This is a genomic window from Haloferula sargassicola (assembly GCF_040362925.1).
In the GTDB taxonomy this organism is placed as follows: Bacteria; Verrucomicrobiota; Verrucomicrobiia; order Verrucomicrobiales; family Akkermansiaceae; genus Haloferula; species Haloferula sargassicola.
In genome coordinates, this window is record NZ_BAABRI010000005.1 from 211,904 (window position 1) to 228,549 (window position 16,646).

Annotated in this window: 17 protein-coding genes, 1 pseudogene and 1 riboswitch; of the genes and pseudogenes, 3 read left to right on the plus strand and 15 right to left on the minus strand. The window is 62.7% G+C overall.

The window, feature by feature from the left end; translation table 11 throughout:
* Positions 1-164 precede the first annotated feature (164 nt).
* From ABXH26_RS05915 to ABXH26_RS05985, 15 genes are all read right to left on the minus strand, one after another.
* Positions 165-722, minus strand: a complete 558-nt coding sequence (locus ABXH26_RS05915; protein WP_353566147.1) for a D-Ala-D-Ala carboxypeptidase family metallohydrolase — start codon at positions 720-722, stop codon at positions 165-167.
* Entirely contained in the window at positions 706-1,200 is a 495-nt protein-coding gene (locus tag ABXH26_RS05920) for a hypothetical protein (protein WP_353566118.1), read from the minus strand. The genes ABXH26_RS05915 and ABXH26_RS05920 overlap by 17 nt, the downstream gene beginning before the upstream one ends.
* Positions 1,190-3,097 (minus strand): TonB-dependent receptor plug domain-containing protein, encoded by a 1,908-nt coding sequence (locus ABXH26_RS05925; protein ID WP_353566119.1) that lies wholly within the window; start codon positions 3,095-3,097, stop codon positions 1,190-1,192. Before ABXH26_RS05925 ends, ABXH26_RS05920 begins: the two co-directional genes overlap by 11 nt.
* A gap of 106 nt (positions 3,098-3,203) precedes the next feature.
* Positions 3,204-3,629, minus strand: a complete 426-nt coding sequence (locus tag ABXH26_RS05930; RefSeq protein ID WP_353566120.1) for a winged helix-turn-helix domain-containing protein — start codon at positions 3,627-3,629, stop codon at positions 3,204-3,206.
* A complete protein-coding gene (locus tag ABXH26_RS05935) occupies positions 3,622-4,077 on the minus strand; it encodes a hypothetical protein (protein ID WP_353566121.1) in 456 nt (151 codons plus the stop codon). The genes ABXH26_RS05930 and ABXH26_RS05935 overlap by 8 nt, the downstream gene beginning before the upstream one ends.
* A gap of 171 nt (positions 4,078-4,248) precedes the next feature.
* Positions 4,249-7,437 (minus strand): glycosyl hydrolase, encoded by a 3,189-nt coding sequence (locus ABXH26_RS05940; protein ID WP_353566122.1) that lies wholly within the window; start codon positions 7,435-7,437, stop codon positions 4,249-4,251.
* 186 nt (positions 7,438-7,623) lie between these two features.
* Positions 7,624-7,956 carry an L-rhamnose/proton symporter RhaT gene (locus ABXH26_RS05945; RefSeq protein WP_353566123.1) on the minus strand — a complete coding sequence of 111 codons (333 nt, stop codon included), beginning with the start codon at positions 7,954-7,956 and terminating at the stop codon, positions 7,624-7,626.
* Positions 7,953-8,240, minus strand: a complete 288-nt coding sequence (locus ABXH26_RS05950; protein ID WP_353566124.1) for a hypothetical protein — start codon at positions 8,238-8,240, stop codon at positions 7,953-7,955. Before ABXH26_RS05950 ends, ABXH26_RS05945 begins: the two co-directional genes overlap by 4 nt.
* A 294-nt stretch (positions 8,241-8,534) precedes the next feature.
* A complete protein-coding gene (locus ABXH26_RS05955) occupies positions 8,535-9,440 on the minus strand; it encodes a PEP-CTERM sorting domain-containing protein (RefSeq protein ID WP_353566125.1) in 906 nt (301 codons plus the stop codon).
* A gap of 96 nt (positions 9,441-9,536) precedes the next feature.
* On the minus strand, positions 9,537-11,528 hold the full coding sequence (locus tag ABXH26_RS05960; protein ID WP_353566126.1) for a TonB-dependent receptor family protein: 1,992 nt from the start codon (positions 11,526-11,528) through the stop codon (positions 9,537-9,539).
* Between the two features lie 45 nt (positions 11,529-11,573).
* On the minus strand, positions 11,574-12,353 hold the full coding sequence (locus ABXH26_RS05965; RefSeq protein WP_353566127.1) for a DUF4465 domain-containing protein: 780 nt from the start codon (positions 12,351-12,353) through the stop codon (positions 11,574-11,576).
* Positions 12,354-12,500: 147 nt separating this feature from the next.
* A riboswitch (cobalamin riboswitch) is annotated at positions 12,501-12,623 on the minus strand.
* 103 nt (positions 12,624-12,726) lie between these two features.
* A complete protein-coding gene (locus tag ABXH26_RS05970) occupies positions 12,727-13,548 on the minus strand; it encodes a hypothetical protein (RefSeq protein WP_353566128.1) in 822 nt (273 codons plus the stop codon).
* On the minus strand, positions 13,545-14,063 hold the full coding sequence (locus ABXH26_RS05975; protein WP_353566129.1) for a hypothetical protein: 519 nt from the start codon (positions 14,061-14,063) through the stop codon (positions 13,545-13,547). The genes ABXH26_RS05970 and ABXH26_RS05975 overlap by 4 nt, the downstream gene beginning before the upstream one ends.
* Positions 14,064-14,582: 519 nt before the next feature.
* Positions 14,583-15,188, minus strand: a complete 606-nt coding sequence (locus ABXH26_RS05980; protein WP_353566130.1) for an IS66 family transposase — start codon at positions 15,186-15,188, stop codon at positions 14,583-14,585.
* On the minus strand, positions 15,185-15,523 hold the full coding sequence (locus tag ABXH26_RS05985; protein WP_353566151.1) for a hypothetical protein: 339 nt from the start codon (positions 15,521-15,523) through the stop codon (positions 15,185-15,187). The genes ABXH26_RS05980 and ABXH26_RS05985 overlap by 4 nt, the downstream gene beginning before the upstream one ends.
* Here ABXH26_RS05985 and ABXH26_RS05990 point away from each other — a divergent pair.
* The 3 genes and pseudogenes from ABXH26_RS05990 to ABXH26_RS06000 form a co-directional block, all read left to right on the plus strand.
* Positions 15,522-15,707, plus strand: a pseudogene (locus tag ABXH26_RS05990) (DUF2958 domain-containing protein); the annotation flags it as partial. The gene ABXH26_RS05985 and the pseudogene ABXH26_RS05990 overlap by 2 nt on opposite strands.
* A 138-nt stretch (positions 15,708-15,845) precedes the next feature.
* Positions 15,846-16,094, plus strand: coding sequence for a FitA-like ribbon-helix-helix domain-containing protein (locus tag ABXH26_RS05995; RefSeq protein ID WP_184022348.1), 249 nt, complete (start codon positions 15,846-15,848; stop codon positions 16,092-16,094).
* Positions 16,091-16,516: a type II toxin-antitoxin system VapC family toxin gene (locus tag ABXH26_RS06000; protein ID WP_353566131.1), complete on the plus strand. Its 426-nt coding sequence runs from the start codon at positions 16,091-16,093 to the stop codon at positions 16,514-16,516. Before ABXH26_RS05995 ends, ABXH26_RS06000 begins: the two co-directional genes overlap by 4 nt.
* Positions 16,517-16,646: the final 130 nt, after the last annotated feature.

Below are 16,646 nucleotides of genomic sequence, written 5' to 3' on the forward strand. Positions count from 1 at the left end.
TCATCCTATTTCCGTCCGGGAGCGGAAATCGTTCGCCAGAAAATCAGGTTTTTCGAAGCGGACGGACTGACACGGAAATACATATTGTCCAAGGGGGGCATCGGCGTCCGGTCCCGAAAGAAGCAAGTGGCTAAAGTCGACGAGGGATATCAAGGGAGATCACGTTATTGAGTTGGCTCAGTTGATCCCTGATGACTCGGAAATGTAGTTCCGGCACGCCGGTGCCCAGCTTTCTTCGTTAGCAGACCTCGGATGGTATTGGATCGCGATGGGCGAGCGGAGACTGAGTCGCCCGGCATCGGGAGAAGTGGTCGTCGCTTCCGGGCATGAAACTGGGGGGTGGCGGTCGATGGAGCCTTCACCAGTCCACGTTGTGCCCCCCGGGTGTCAATGTGGGTGAACGATGGATATCGCCCGACACCTTCACGGGAAAATCCCTGCGCCCGCAGTTTTCTCGCGGTGTTGGCGGCGACCGGGAACTTCACGTCGAGGGCAGCGTTGTTCTTGTGCAGGGACTTGGTCGCTCCGGAAATCTTCCGGTTGTAGGCGGCCGAGCGGTAGGCGGACATGGCTTCCTCCACCGGATGCCCGAGCCGGTTGGCGACTTCGTCGACGGCCTTGAGCGTGGCTTCAATCGGGTTCCAGATTTGATACCGGACTTGGCAGCAGTCGATTTCCTTTCGTGATTTCGCGCCTACGGGATGTTCACGGCGGCGGAGAATTTCGGACGGTGATCAGTGCGATTTGGCTGACCTGCCGGATCCAGCGGGAATGCCGCTCCTCGTCGGGAACGACGATCATCAGCGGGCCTTCGAAATCGCTCAAAGATTTCCCGGAAGCGGAGTCCGCGAGGATGATCCCGCGTTTCCGGAAACTGTCGTCGAGCTCGGCGAGCGAGAAGGCGGTCTGATAGCCGTCCCGGGCCGTCATCAGCACCATCAGCTTCATCTTCTCCGCCCGCCGTTGGTCGCCAGTAGGCGCATGGAGAAGCTTCAGGATCTCGCCGATGGGCACTCCTTCGAAGACCGTCTTTTCCTCCGACCGGGAAGTGGCGTTGACCTTGGTCCGAGGAAGCTTCTCCCATTTTGCCCGGTCGATGGCGGTCCACTTTTCCCCATCATGCAACCGGAGGAGAGGATCCGCACGGAGGTAAAAAAGCGGGAGCAGGAGGAAGAGCAGGATCAGGATTCTAGAACTCATATTTCAGATCGAGATAGTAGCTGCGGCCGGGCTCGGGAAAGCCCTCGTCCAGTTGCTGGTTGCGGTCGAGGAGGTTCGTGACGCCGAGGCCCAGCGTCCATGCATCGGAGGGTTGGATTTCCGCCCGGAAATCCAACCGGGCGTAATGTCCGACCCGCTTTCCGGTGGTGGTGACCACGCGCGAGTCCGCCCAGGTGTAGCTGGGGATGAGACGAAGCCCTTCAACGGGTGAGATCGTGGAGTACAGCAGAACCTCGTGCTCGGGGACGCCGGTGACGAAGATCGAGGAATCGGTCCGGTTCTCCGCTTCGGTCCAGGCGTAGCGGATGCCGGATTCGATCCGCTCGCTCCACCGGCGGTTGATGGCCAGTTCCAGGCCGTGGTGCTCGACTTTGCCGACATTGCGGAGCTGGAACAGTCCCGCCCCCGAGGGATCGAAGGCCACGTTATCGACCCTCTGGATCGCATCGGTGATGCGGGAATAAAACAGGCCGAGCTGCCAGTTGAAATCGCCGTCGCAATGGCTCCCGCGGATCCCGATGTCGAAGTGGTCCGCGGATTCGGGCTGGAGGTCCGGGTTCGAAATGGCCTGACCGAGCCGGTAGGAGTAGCGATCCTTGATGGTCGGGAAGCGGCTCTTTCCAGCGTAGCCGAGGTGCCCCTCGATCGCATCGCCGAACGACTGGCGGTAGATGACCTGCGGATTCCAGGAGGAGGTTTTCGAACCACCAAGAGGCGCGCCGGTGTTCGTATCGACCGCCTCCCGGATGTTCCTCCAGTCATGGCTGATGCCGGCGGTCAGGCTGGCGTCCCAGAGCAGCGTCCGTTCCGCCTCGAAGCCGATCGAGAGGGTCTCGTCCTCGAAGGTGTAGGTGGGTGTGGCGGGTTCCCATTCCTCGTGATGATCGCGCTCGTAGTGAACCGCCGCAGCAAGCCGGAGGTCCTGCCACGAGCGGTTCTCGATCTTGGCGGAGGCTCCGGCGATCCAGTCGTCGTAGTAGGAATTGAAAGTGTAGGGCCGGGTCTGCGTGCTGTAGGTGGCATCGTCGTAGGACTGCAGCAGGTTCTCGAAGCGGTCGTAGTGGGCGGTGGTCTCGAGCACGGTGTCATTGCCGATCTCCGTGCGGGAGAGGAAATAGACCGTGGTCTTGTCCCACTGGGGCCATTGCCAGAAGCGGGCCCGGATCGTCGGATCGGAGCCGGTGTAGGGAGGATTGCCCTTTTCACCGCGCTGGATCCAGAAGCCGAGCGCGTATTCGTCATCCCCGGCGGGCGTCCAGGCGATCCGTCCGGAGGCGCGGAAGTCCTGCCGCCAGGAGTTCTCGCGGCGGCCGCCATCCTCGGTGGGCACGGGTTGGAAATCGTCGGAAAGCCGGAAAGCGTCCTGCTCGATCCAGGAAAGGTCGAACTGCCAGTACCACCGTTCCTCCCGGCCGCCCGCCGCGAGGCCGCTCTTCCAACCGTCTCCGGTGAAAGCCCCGGCTCGGATCTCGTCCTCGAGCCGTTCCTCCGGCCGCCGCGTATGGACATTGATCAGGCCACCGAGCGCGTTCGGTCCGGCGAGCACCGGGCTGATTCCTTTCGCCACCTCCATTTCGGCGCCATTCGGGACGAGGAATCGCCCCAAGTCCGCGTAGCCGTCGTAGGGGACATAAACCGGGATGCCGTCGATGAGCACCGGGACCTGGCGCAGATCGAACCCTCTCACAGTCACCATGGTTTCCGACCGGGCGCCGACCCGCTGGAGCGACACTCCCGGCAGGATGCTCAGGGACTCGGCCAAGTCCGTACGAAAGAAAGCATCCGCCTCGCTCCGGTCCACCTGATCGATCTGATTCAGGACTTCGGCATCCACGACGAGTTCGCCGAGTTCCTCCAGAGCCGGAAGGCTGGCCATGCCGGTAACCGACAATATCATCACGAGGCATTTGATCCGCATGGGCGGGGATCAAACCAGACCCGTTATACACGGAAAAGTATAACGGGTCTACCTCCCATGAAACCTATTCACGTTCCGCGAGCAGTTCCCTCATGCGCTGGAATTTGGGGTGAGTGGCCCGCTCGGCAAGCTCGACCGCCTCAAGGTACAGTTCGAGGATCTCGCGCCCCGTCGGTGTGAGAATCGCGCCGCCCTTGGCGTTTCCTCCGCGGCTGAGTTCGACCACGGGATCGCGGAAACGCGCATTGAGACCCTTCACAATCTTCCACGCCTTCATGTAGGACATGCCCATTTCTGCCGCGGCGAGCTGGATGCTTCCGGTGCCGTCGATTTTCTCGAGCAATTCCGCCTTGCCGGGGCCGAAGGAAAGCTCGCCGGACAGAAGCAGGCGGATGGGTGATGCTGAATTCATGGAGGCAAGGATACCGGACTTGATTGAGACTCGCATTCCGATAGGCAACAGTTGACATCCGTTTTCTTGTTCAGTCAATGGAGCGAAGTTTTTGCAAAGATGGCCCGAATGCTTTCGTCCTGCTGACGGCGCGCGCGGCGAGGCCGTCGATGTTGAGTCCGTTTTTCTGCAACGGCGCGGGGAGATTGGGTTCGAGTTCGACGAGCGTCTTGCGGAACCACGGCTCGAGCGACGCGGGGGTGAGGTCTTCGCGGCGGATCGACCTATCGGCTTCAGCCGGAACTTGGAACAGAGTGAGAGGGGCGGGCTGCACGTCGCCCTTCTTCTCGCCGACGCCGTGGGAGCCGGTTACGTAATAGGCGGAGGCCTCCGCCGACCAGGCGATGCCCTCGATGTCGATCTCGGCCTTCTCGTCGGATGAGTCGAATGGTAGGGGAATCGGCCGACGGGACTCGGTGCGCAAGCTCTCCGCATCGAGCACACCGGGCTGAACGTGAAACATCTCGTCGCCGCCGACCAGAAGCATGGTGGTCGTGGCGGCGCTCTTTGCCTTTGAAGTCGGTGTTTCCGTCGATGTTCTCTCCCGGCTTCAATATTAAGCAGCAAGGCTGCGAGGATGAGTAGCCGATCATTGCATCTTCACCGTATTTGCGGGGTGCTTGTCCTTCGCGTCGTGCACGAAGCAACTGGCGAGATGTTAGAACGTCAGCACGATTTCGCGCTCGGTTTCGATGCGAACCGGTCCAATCAGGCCGGATGGCGGCAGCGGGGAGTTCGGTTTGAACGGTTGGTAGGAACTCCAGGTGAAGCGTTTCCCTTCGGGTAGGCTCGTGTCGCCGATCATCCGGTTAGGCCACAGGTTGGCCACGCGGATCACAAGCTCGTTGCGGCCCGGGTGGAGCGCGGGGGTGACCTCGATACGGGCCGGGCGGTTCCACACGGTGCCGAGCGGCTTGCCGTTGAGGGTGACTTCGCCCATGACCTGCAGTTGGCCGAGGTCCAGCCAGTAGCGCGGAGTGCCCGGGGCAGAGGAGGGTGCATCGGGATAATCAAATACGGTCCGGTAGGTGGAGACCCCGGAAAAGTGCCGCACGCCTTCGTCCTCGTGGCTGCTCAGGGAGATCAATTCCGCGAGCTGGATCTTCGACGGCGCTCCCCAGTTCCGCGGGAATTCGACGGTCCACGGGCCAGCGACATAGAGAGGGCGTTCCATTTCTGCTACCTCGACCCGCTTCTCGTTTCCGGTCGTCGTCTTAACGCCGAAGTCCCCCGTCTCGCGGACCGAGAGGATGAAGCTTCCGGGCGCCTCCCCGCCGCGGATCGATGCGGCCGGCAGCCGGTCGAAGGCACGCAGCAGGTCGAATTCCTGCGGATCGGTGCCTGACCAGATGAGGGTCTCGCCTTCGATCCTGATCTCCAGTTCGAGCGTCTTGACGGTGCCGTAGGCCGGGTCTTGGTCGTGCGCGAGCTCGCTCACCTTGAACGACCGGCGGCCCTCCTGGAGCAGGCGTTCAAAGACGCCCTTGGCGTCGATGGTGCGCGCTGCGTCGCCGGACGGCCCGTACCGCGCTTTCAGAACCTCGATGTCCGGCAGGTTGGAAATGAGCGGGACGGCCTTCTCTCCGCGTTCGATTCCCGCGATGAAAACAGCTGGCGGCTCGTCTCCGGAGAAGACCACGAAGAAGCTCTCGCCCTGCTCCATCCGCAATTCCAAGCGCGTGCCGGTTGCGTTTGTCCGGATCAGGCCCGGCTTGCTGACCTCTCCGGTTTCCGGGTGCCAGAGATGCACGTTTTTCCCGCCGACGCGGAAATCGCAGGTTGCGGCGACCGGACCATCGGTGGGATTGGCTATGAAATAGGCGTCCCGACCACCGATATGGCGGTGAATCCAGTTCAGCCGCGTTTCCGAGTTGAAGTCGGGGCCGCCGGTCGTTTCCTCGAGCAGCTCTCCGAAGGGCCTGCCGAGTACGATGCGGCCTTCGCCGAAGCGGTGTTCGGTCACCTTGCCGCCATCGCAGTCACCCCAAGCTTTGGCCGCGAGTCCGGCCACGCGGGTATCGCACGCCGGGTAGTTCTGGAGGCTCGGCGATGTTACCGGTCGAGGGCCGTAGATCGTGGCTCCTGCCTCGGCGAGTTCGGCGATTTTGCCGACCAATGCGGGTGTCATGGGCGTGTTCGGCACGACGAGAAGGCGGTAGCTCATGCCATCGGGTAGGACGATGCGACCGTCCTTCACCGAGGCGCGGGAGATGAGCTGGAGCGCGGAAATGTCGTCCGAACGGTAGCCGGCTGGCAAGGGCGGATCCTGCGTGAAATACGTCTGGTTCGGATGTTGGTGGCGCAGGTAGAGCACGTCGGCAACGTAGTGTCCCTGACGCAGCAGATACTGGCAGCGGCTAAGGTAGTCGTGCCACGACCCGGTCATGTTCCACCAGGTATTCGTCCGCTCGTAGTGCAGTCCCCACGGCCCCATCGTGGTGCCGGGGAAGCGGTCGTTGTATGGCTGCATGGCGTAGCGGTGGATCACGAATTTGTTGACGCCTTGTGACATCTGATAGTCGCCCATCGTCTTCACCAGCGCGGGATGTAGGGTCCATTCGTCCGCCTGGCTGGCGGTGAATGCCTCGGCACCGATCACCCGGCGGCCCATCACATGGCCGACCGATGCCATTTCGTGGCACTTGCGTGCGTCTTCGGCCCCGCCGGTCGACCAGAACTCGGTCATCGGCTCGTCGCAGAAGGTCGTGTAGTTGGCCTCGTCGCCGAAGGGCAGGTTGTAGCCCTCCAGGCTGAGGCGCATGCCGCGCTCGTGTGCCAGGTAGGCGAGCGCACCGATGTAGTTTTCCGAGAGCAGCTCGGAGCAGGTTTGATAAAAGTCCCAGCGGAAACGATCCGCTTCCCCCGGAGTGGCGACCGCAGCCTGGCCGGCCGGCACGAAGAGGTTGGGCAGGTATTTCGTGAGATCATATCCCCGGCGGCGGCGGAACTCCTCGGGAAAGCGTGCCGTCCAGCTCTGGTGCCCGACTTCCCAGCTATCGACGTGGGTGGCCACCAGCCCGCGACCGTTTTTCGCAGGCACTGCATTTTCAAGCATGCCCACCACCTTGTCGAACTGGAGAGCGATCGCCTCCGCGCTGAACTTGTCGCACTCCAGGCCGTTGCCGCCCTTCACCGGCGGGCGAGTGGAAGCACCGGTGCTGGTATGGCCGAAGCGCCGGATCGTCCATTTCCCCTCGGGAAATCGGTGCCGCAGCGTGCCGTCGGGCTTCATTTCGCGGGTGAGGTCGATCACGTCATCAAGGTCGACCTTTTCCCCGGCAAGCTTTTGCGGATAGGCGAGCACGGCGATATCCCGGTAGAAGTCATCGGTTTCGAGCTTGGTGTCGAAGACGTCGATATGGCGGTCCGGAAGTTGCGGTTGGGGCACCTTGACCGTGGTGAGGCCTGAGCCATCCACCTCCACGGAGGAGGTAACGAGTGCCTGCATCGAGAGTTCCGGCGTGATCCACGGGCCGCTGCTGCCGCACCAGCCGGGACCGTTGGTGAGGGTGATCTCAAGCCCGAGCCGCCTGGCCTCCGCCAATGCGAGCTTCATGAGCGACTGCCATTTCGGGCCCATGTAGTCAGCATCGCCCGGCGGCGGAGCGAAGCGCTCGAAGACATCCATGATAATCGCTCCGCCAATGCCCACACGCTTCATCGCGGCAAGATCGGCGCGGATGCCTTTCTCGGTTACGTTGCCATTGTTCCAGAACCAGTAAACCCACGGGCGGGCCGTCTCGGGCGGGTTTTTGAAGTTGGCGAGCAGCGTGTCGTCGGATTGGGCCGAAAGGGGGGCGATGCCGAGCAACGCCGTAGTCAAAAGAAGTGTGAGATGGAGTTTCATGGGTGATGTATTTTGAGTTTTCTGAAATCAGGGAGCCGCAGCGCGGGAACTCAGGGAATCCCCGTAGCCGATGATTGCGGTGGAAAGCAGCAGCAGGATCCCCGCGCACAGCAGCATGAACGGGCGGCGTCCGGCACCTTTCCACTCGCGCAGTGCCAGGCCTCAGAGTGTGCCGAATAGAATCCCCTACGCCATGTGCAGGGCCCACGAGCTGAATCTCGGGTCGCCCATCTGCGCTTCGCCCATCGTGTAGAAAAAGAACTGGAGATACCAAGTGAGTCCCGCCAAGGCGGCGAAAGTGTAGTTTCGCAGCAAGGGCAGCCCTGGGCGGCCGGGCGGCCGCCCTTGGCGGCATCCGCGTAGGCGGGGCGGCAGATCTCGCGTACACCTGCCGCGAATCCAATGGAATCGAGCGTTGCCTCGAGCTTGCGGTAGAAGGTCCCGGCCGTGACATGCGGCAGGCGGCGGGTATCGATCCAGAACTCGGGCTGGCTCTCGGCAGAGGGGCGCGGGACTCAAACATGCTCGGAAGGAAAACTGACCGGGCGATTGGCGTTTTTCACCGGGCTGCTAGGAGAGATCGCCCCTTCCTTGTCAGCGGGCCAGTCCTGCGCGCGATCCTTGATGCTGGTGGATGGCAGCGACTCCTGCCTGGCCTTCTGAAAGAGTTCCTGGATCACAGCCTGGGCTTGGACTGCGGTAAGGAGGTTCCGAGCAATGTCCTCGAAGGTGTCGGCGACCTTTTGTGCCTTTCGGCGTGATTCGACACGACCGTCCCTCTTGATCGTCGATGTCGTTGTCATCGTCGCCGGTAAAACAGGCGAGGTAGTTATTCGCTCCGAGGGTGCTTTCTGATGCTGGCCATGAGTCAATGGGTGAGAAGAATTGGATTCCCACGCTGACGCCGACCTCCAGTCGAAGCAAGAAGTCGCATTTGCTGGAGGTTCTTTGAACTCAGCGTGGCCGCGAGGTGACTGCGAGGAAGGAGATGCATTTGGGGAAAGCCCCCAAGCTCGTTGGGTCAAGGAGCATAGAGTGGGTCCTTGGCGCGCTCACGGTGGGGAGCGCTTGCAAGGGTTCTCAGCCAAGCGGGCAGCCTAAGGGGCGAGGCGGATGACGCGCCAGAAGCGCTTCGGGTCGTTGGATGCCGCGGTGGTCCAATCGGTGAGGCCGGTGGTGGCGGAGGCGGGGACGGTGGCGGCAGGTTTCCAATCTTCCAAGTCGGTGCAGGTCTCGACGCGGTAGCTGCTGGCGGGGTTGCTCTGCCATTCGAGACGATAGTTTCCAGCGTTGAAACCGTGGCGGGTGATGGCGAAGGGGCCGTCGTCCTGGTGAAGGACGGCGATGGCATCGAGGTCGAAGCCGCCGCTGCCGATGGTGGGGGTGGGGTCGTAGATCGGGTCGCCGCTGCTGTCCTTGGTGTTGCCGTCGCCGATGATGTCGATGAGGCGGACGAAGATAATACGCTGTTTATCAAGGGTGGGATCGGCGGGCAGGTCGGCGAGGTCGAAGGGCGTGCCGTGGCCCTGCATGTATTTCCCGGCGAAGCCGGAGATGTTGGTGGGATCGACCGAGCCGAAAGCGCCTACGGGAGATGCCGTTAGCGAGTCGTTGGCGAAGCGGTGGAAATGGACACCGTCGCTGGAAACCTCGACGAAGGCGAGTTCGAGGAAGGTGTGACTGAAGCTGTTCTCGAAAACGGCGAAGTCGGGCCCGGGGCCCGCGGCAATGGGGTGCGGGAAATATATCGTGATGCGGCCGCCATTGCCGAGGCAGACGATATCGTAGACGTCGTCCGCGGCGGGCCCGGTCGCTTTGATCGGGGTGCGCCAGGTGGCATCGACGTCGCTGCCGTAGATGATCTCGCTGTGGCCGGCGGCCCAGGCGACGATGGCGGGATCGGATTTTGAAATGGCACCACTGCCGGTGGTCCCGGCGACTCCGGGATAGGGTCCAGCGAGGGCGAGGGTGGGGAGGAAGAGGAGGGTGAGGTGGTGTTCCATGAAGAAAGTGGGGCTGCCTGTGGCGTGGTGATGAGGATAACGGAAAAAGTAGACTCGGCTGAGGGTGGGTGCGAGGGACGTGGGGCGTCCCATCTCCTAGAGCTCCTGACGGATGCCGAGAAGGAATTGGCGACCGGCGGCGGGATACCAGACGCCGCTGTATTTGACGGTGGCGTAGCGTTCGTCGAGGAGGTTGTTGATGCGGAAGTAGAGGGATAGGCCGGGCTTCGGCTCGTAGCGGACGAGGAGGTTAATCACGTCGTAGGCGGGGAGCTTCTCGGCGGTGTTGGAGAAGTCGTTCCCCTCGAAGGAGCTGCCGATCCATTGGTATTCGGCCTGGAGCAACACGTCATCGACGGGGCGGCAGGAGAAGGTGGCGGTCAGTTCGTGGTTGGGGACGAGATAAACCTCCTTGCCGGTGTAGGGGCCGCTTTCGAATTTGGCTTGCAGGACGGTGTGACGGAGGTCGGCGCTCCACCTCGCCGAGGTATAGCCAAGGGTGGACTCAAGGCCGACGCGGTGGGTGTCGGCAAGGTTGACGTTCAGGTTCTGGTTGAAGTCGTAGATGATTTCGCCTTCCAGCCATTGGGCGAAGGTGTTGAGGCCGAGGGTCCAGTGTCCGGGTGCCCATTCGCCGCCGAGTTCGAAGTTGTGGCCGGTTTCGGCGCGGAGTTGGTCGTTGAAGGGAACAGTTAAGGGGAAGCCTTGATAGGAAGCGATTTCATCGGTGGAGGGCAGGCGGTAGAGGCGGTCGTAGCGGAACCAGAGGGAGAGGTCGTCGGCGGGTTCCCAGCGGGCACCCATTTGGAGGGCGGTGTTGGATTCGTCGTTACCGCGGACGAAGTTGAGGGAAGGGTCCGCAGGAAACGGGTAGCTGCGTGCGGCGGCATTGACCGACGAGGTCTCCCAGCGTGCGGCGGCGCTGAAATGCCAGTTTTTCCATGGTTCCCACTCGCCGCTGGCGTAGGCGCCGAGGATGTCGCGGGAAAGGGAGGCGTCGGCGGTGCGGTTGAAGCGCTGGATCTCCGCGTATTGCTGGAGATCGAGAGTGTCCCGCCGGAACTGCACGCCGGCCTCGACCGACCAGGTGTCGCGATGCAGGGTAAGGCGCGGATTGAAGGTGGTGGTTTCGAGCAGGTTGTCGGTGTGGAAGCCGGGGCCAAAGTTCCACGCCAGGTCCCGCTGATAGTATGAGAGGGGGATTTCGAAGGCGAGATCGTCGCCGTCACCGAGAGTGATCGCGCTTTCAGCCAGCCAGCGGTTTTGCCCGCTGAAGTATTGGTCGGCCTGACCGGACTGGACGTAAATGGATTGTCGCGGGTCGATGAGATAGCGCTCCTTGGTGAGCGGGCCGGGAATGCCGCCGCGTTCGTCGGCCCAGGAGAGCGAGAAGTCGGCGGCGAGGCGGTCACTGAAATCCTTGTCCCAGCGGATCCCGACGCTCTCAAGCTCGCTGAAGGCGTTGTCGCGCCAGCCGGTCGTCATGTTGTTCTCGAAATCGAAGCCGAGGCGATGGCCGTCGAAGCTGTTCTGGTAGGAGGCGCGGGCGATCAGGGTGCCGTCGCTGCCGCCCGCCGCCTCAACGACGGTGGACGTAGTACTTCCGGACTTGGTGATAAGGTTGATGACGCCGCCGACGGCGTTGTCGCCGAAGCGGGCGCTGTGACTACCGCGGAGGATCTCGACGCGTTCGATGCGGGCCAGCGGGACTTCCAGCCAGGAAACGGAGGCCATGTCGGCGCGGTTGATCGGGCGGCCATCGACGAGGATGAGCGCGCGGGAGGCTGAGTTTTCTCCGAAGCCGCGAAGGTGGACGGACGAGTCGTCGAGGTTGCCGGAAGTGCTGGTGAGACGTAGCCCGCCCCGGCTGACGAGCAGGTCCGCGACGGTGCGTGCGCCGGATTCGGCAATGGTCTCCGGGCCGATGACGGTCGCGTTGCCGGCGGGGTGCCCGGGCAGGACCGAGTCCTCGTTTTCCTCCTCCGCCTCGACTACCAGAGGATCGAGACGACCTTCCCCGCCACTTTCCTGCGCCCCGGCCCGCAGTAAGGGACCGAGGGCGAGGATGAGGAGAAACCGGAGTTGCACGACGGGAAAGGGAAAGCGAGCGGTGGGGAGGGACGCTCTCCCGATTCAGCGGCGACGGCGGAGCAGGGCGAAGGGAGCCAGCGATCCGAGCAGAAGGACAGCGGGCTCCGGCACGGCGTTGAGGACGACATCGTCGATGGCGACGTAAAGCGGTGTGTTGATGCCATAAGCTCCAACGTCGCTTGAGGCGTAAGTAAGCACGAGTTCGTCGGCCCCGGCGAGGGAGCTCAGATCGAGTTCGGTCCATTGAGCGACGATGTAGTCGATCGAGTTGTCAGTGAAGGTGAAGTCCGCGAGGGCGAAGTCGACGCTTCCGATGGGGCTACCTCCGAGGTTGCCGGTGAAGGTGACGGTGAAGAAATCGGGATCCTCACCGGTGGTGCCGCCGAATGCCTTGGCGAAAAAGTCGCCATTGAGCATCGAGAGCCCGGTATAGGTGGTGTTGGTGATCTGGAGAGAATCGATGTGGTAGCCGCTCGGGATCGGGATGGTTGCACCACCTCCATAGGCAACGACGTAGGTGGAACTGCCAGCAGCACCCGAACCCGCGTAGGCGCTGAATTGGTTGAGGAAGCCGGGGGTGGTGCTGTCGGTGGTCGTGGAGTATGACCATTGTGACCAAGAGCCGTAGGTGGAGCTGTAGCTATTGGGGAGGGTGAGGGGGCCCGAGGTAAATGAGCCGGAAAGGTTGGAGCCGTCTTCATAGGTTCCGCCACCGGGGCCCGCGTAAGCGATGCCGGGGCTGAGGTCCTCGAAGGTGATGGTGACGGCATGGGCAGGCAGGCATGCGGCGAGCGCACCGGCGACGACGTATCGGATGTTCATGTTATGTTGGTTCTCGTAATGGCCGAGCGAGAACGAGCCGGCGACAAGGACCGGCTCCGGTTTCCCGTCACTCCCTGGATCGCGAGGGAGCGTGACGATTCCCGCGGCTCGGATTCCGCGGAAACGAACGGCGACCGAGGGGATGAAGTTTTCGGACTCCTGGTGCCAAGCCTCCTTCCCGCCTTCACCCCCGCTTGCGCGAAGATTGGCTGTGTGGGAATTCGTGACCAGTTACCGCAGCGCGTCTGTTCCGGAGTTTCACCGGATTCCATGCATCCCTGCGTCAGCGTTGGGGCGAGGAAAGCGGAGCTGGGCAGAGCTGACAAGGCATGAACTCTGCAAAGCTGCTCATCCTTTTCGCACGAGAGAGAAATCAGCGATCAGGGGTCCGTGCGTATTCCTGCCAGATCATGAGCTGGTCGGCATCCGGGCACGAGAGCGTGAGGATGCGTTGGCCGAGGGGATTGAAGGCGTGAAGGACGGTTCGCAGTTCGCCATCCACGGCCCTCGGTGAGATGCAGAGGGCGTGCAGGAGAAGTGGGTCGATCCGCAGGATGGAGGTGGCATCGACCGAGGTGACGGCGATACCTCCGGAACAGTGGACCGGTCCGGGCGTCATGAAGACGGAATGGGTGAAGGCGTCGTGGCCGAATTCGACCAGCAGTTCGATTCCAAGCTGGGAAGAGTGGATGAGGATGTCGGCGAGCGGGTGGAGGTCGGGCCGCTCCCGCCGTTTCCGCGCGGCCTCCAGGCAACACGGGCACATGCGGAAGCCAGAATCCAGGCTGCGGCGCCACTCGACGAGTTCCCGGTTCTCGATTTCTCCAAGCCCGAAATCTCCGATCAACCGGTGGAAGCGGGCGCGCGTAGCGGGATCGGTCCCGACGGCGAACCCGACCCGGCCGAGGCCGTCGGCGGAATCCAGCTCGATGATTCCGGCGTGATCTGGAAGTTGGGGAAGTGGCGAGGCATGCACGCCTTCGATCCTGTCGGAGGTGAGTTCGAGCCCGAGGGAGGGAAACCAGAGGTGCCCCTCGGCGGTGATGACGGTTTCCGCGGGATCGGCCCAGGTGGACAGTTCGATCGAGCGGGTTCTCGTTTGGAGGCAGCAGGGCCCGAGGGCGGCGAGGGCTTCGGCCAGATCGCCGGCCTTCGGGTCGAGCCGGATGGGTTTTTCCAACAGGGCGGGTGTCATGCGGGAATTGAGTGAAGGCGGAGTTGGTCGTGATCCTGGTGCGCTCGGACGCGCCCGGGGTGGAGGTGGACGGCGTGCCGGCCATGGCGGTCAGCGATGCGCAACAGGCTGCCGTCGAGATCGATGAAGGTCGGGCGGAAGCTGGTTTCAATCGAGCAACCGGCCGCGGAAGCGCTGACGTGGATGGAGCGCGACTCATCAATGACCGATAGCAGATAGAGGGTCTCGGTCTGGAGTTGGAGGCTGTCGTGAAGCCCCTCGTCGAGCCACGCGCCGGCACCACGGGACCAGATGCCCGGGGCAGTGGTCGGTTCGGCCCGGGCGCGGAGGATGAGATTCCGCGTGGTGGGCGAGACCCATGGGACCTCCGGAAAATGAAGCGACAGGGGCGTGGTGCCTATCTCGTCGCTGAGCGCCGCAGTCAGAGTGTCATCGATCGGGCAGCGGAAGAAGTGCAGCACGAGCTGGCTGTCCGCCGTCAGGGTCAGGCCCGTGGATCCATCGAGCCCGGTCATCGGAGAGGAAACGGCGATGCCCGCCGCGCGAAGAACGACCCGCGCCCGCGACGGCAGGTGGGGGAGAAGACCGGCAAGCTCTGTTTCCGCTCGGTAGACCGAAGGATGTGGATCTGCAGGGGGCTGGAGCCGTGGAAAAATGCCCATGATCGGGGGAACATGATGCTTTCCTACCGAATGCGCTCGCGTCGGGTTGCGGCCGTTGGATGGTGGGTTGCGTTTCGGACGCGTGATCGGGACGAAAAAAGAGGCCCGCCTCGAAGGAGAGGTAGGTCTCGGACAGTCGGTCGTAGCGTGTGCAGATCCGGCGGAATCGCTTGGTACGCCCGAAGAAGTTCTTGACCACGTGGCGTCGTTTGCCGACCTCCTTCAGATAAAAGGAAGCCGTTGGAGCGCAGCAGGGAACGGAGTGCCCGAGGGTGCTTTCGAGTAGGCCCCAAAGAGCCAGTGCGAGAAAACGCCCACGCGCCTCAATGGCGCGTTCCATCGGTTGGCCAAGGCGCGAGGAGTTGACTCACCTCATCCGGACACTGCTCCAGCCATTCCAGAGCCAGCATCAGCTCGGATGATGGGATAAAATCTCCGGTCATGGTTTCTCCTTTCTTTTGTAAGCGTGGTCCGTACCGCCTTCTGATTTCCCTTGTCGATGATCTCGGTGATCAGTCCGGGAGTGGCGATGCAGCGCTCCAGCAAGCAGGGCGTCAGTTCGGCAACGATGGGCTTGGTGAGCGGCTCGCCCTTGCGGACATATTTTCCGCGGATGAGCCGGATGCGGCGGAATTCGGCGCGCTTGTAGTCGAGCTGTTCGCGGACTTCCTCGCCGATGCGACGCCACTGCTCGGGGCAGGCGAGGACCTCGGGCGGGTCGAGGATTTCCTCAACGACGGGCAGGGGCTCGGGAATGCGTGGAGCCCGCGCTTGCTTGCGGCGCGGCACGCGATGGTCGGGCTCCTCAGCCGCCGGTCCGGGGTCTTCGGGACCGACGTCGGGCACTTTTTTTGGCGGCTCGAAGAGTTCGAGCTGGGCGGGATCGAGCTGCTCGCTGGATTTGCCGAAAATGCGGCGGCACAGCGCGTCGATGGTCTGCTTGAGCACGACGATCTCAGCAGCCTGACGATCGATCACCGCTTGCATCCGTTGACCGGGTCGCCCAGCAGGTCGAGGGTTTCCATGGCATGGGTGAGAGCGATTTGCGCCATGGTTCCAAAGAAGGGGTGCTGCCGGCCTGAACTCATGCTCGCGGCAATATCGGTCAGAATCTTGGCATGGGTGCTCCATGGCAGGCTGCGGTCCGACAGCAAATTGTAGCGCTGCTCCGGTTGCCAGCGGGTCGATGCCCCAGGTGGACGGACTTGCAGATGGACCAGGTCGTGGGACCGACCGGCGTGTTCGAGGAGTTGTTGCACGAAGCGGTGCTCGTCGCCCTTGACCCCGAGAACCAGGCCTCCCCAGTCGGGCATCGCCTTCGGCTTGTGCGATCTCGGGCTGGGTGTGGCGGAACTCGGTTCGGTGCGGCTTTCGGAGCTAGCCTCACTCCGTGGCAACTTCGGCCTGCCCGTCGAACGGGATCGATGGTTTCAAGCGAAAGGAACTCTCAGCGAGTATGCGCAAGAAGCTCATCGGGCGGGTCGGATCGTCGCCTGAATTCCGGCCGAAAGGCCGCCCCCCGGGCGGCCTTTCTTTAGGCGTCGTGGATGGGGGCCAGCGAAGCTCTCCGGGGTTCCGCCAAACTTGACATCAATGATTGCATCCGATACAATGATAGCAGAGAAGGAGTCAATTATGGCCAACATCACGATCCGGGATTTGCCCGACCAGACCAAGGAGACCTTGCGCGTGCGCGCCGCGCAGCAGGGCGTTTCTCTTGAAGCTTTTGTCCGCCAGGTCCTGCAGGAAGCCTCGCAGGCGCGCCGCCCGAAAGCCGCCGGCCTGTTCGAGCTTTCCCGCGAGTTCTTCGGCAGCGGCCGGGGAGTCGAGCTTGAGCTGCCGCCCCGTCATTCCCGTCGTCCCGCCGTGGATTTCGATTCATGATCATCCTCGATACCAACGTCGTTTCGGAACTCATGAAGGCCGCGCCGGATGAGCGGGTCGCCGCCTGGCTGCAGCGCCAGCAAACGCTTCACCTCGCCATCACCACCGTCACCGTCGGCGAGATCCAGTACGGCATCCGGCTTCTTTCACGGGGCAAGAGACGCGACGGCCTGGAGAAGGATTTCGCCGCCTTCGTCGCACGTGGCTTCGAGGGTCGATTGCTCACCTACGACGAGCCCGCCGCGGTCGCCTACGGGGAAATCGCCGCGCAACGCAAAAGGAAGGGCTACGAAATCGACGCGGTGGACCTCATGATCGCGGCCATGGCCAAGATCGCCAACGCCTCGGTCGCCACCCGAAACACCAAGGATTTCGTAGGCTGCGGAGTGAAGTTGATCGATCCTTGGCAGAGCAATTCCTGAACGTGGCATGGGCTCGCTGTGGCGATCCGGTGAGGGATGGTCCATTGCTGTCGGCGCTCTTCTTCCTACCAAGCCCTCCTGTCCTGAAGCCTGGCAGCCGACCGAAACCCTTCTGGGTGGCCCCGCCACG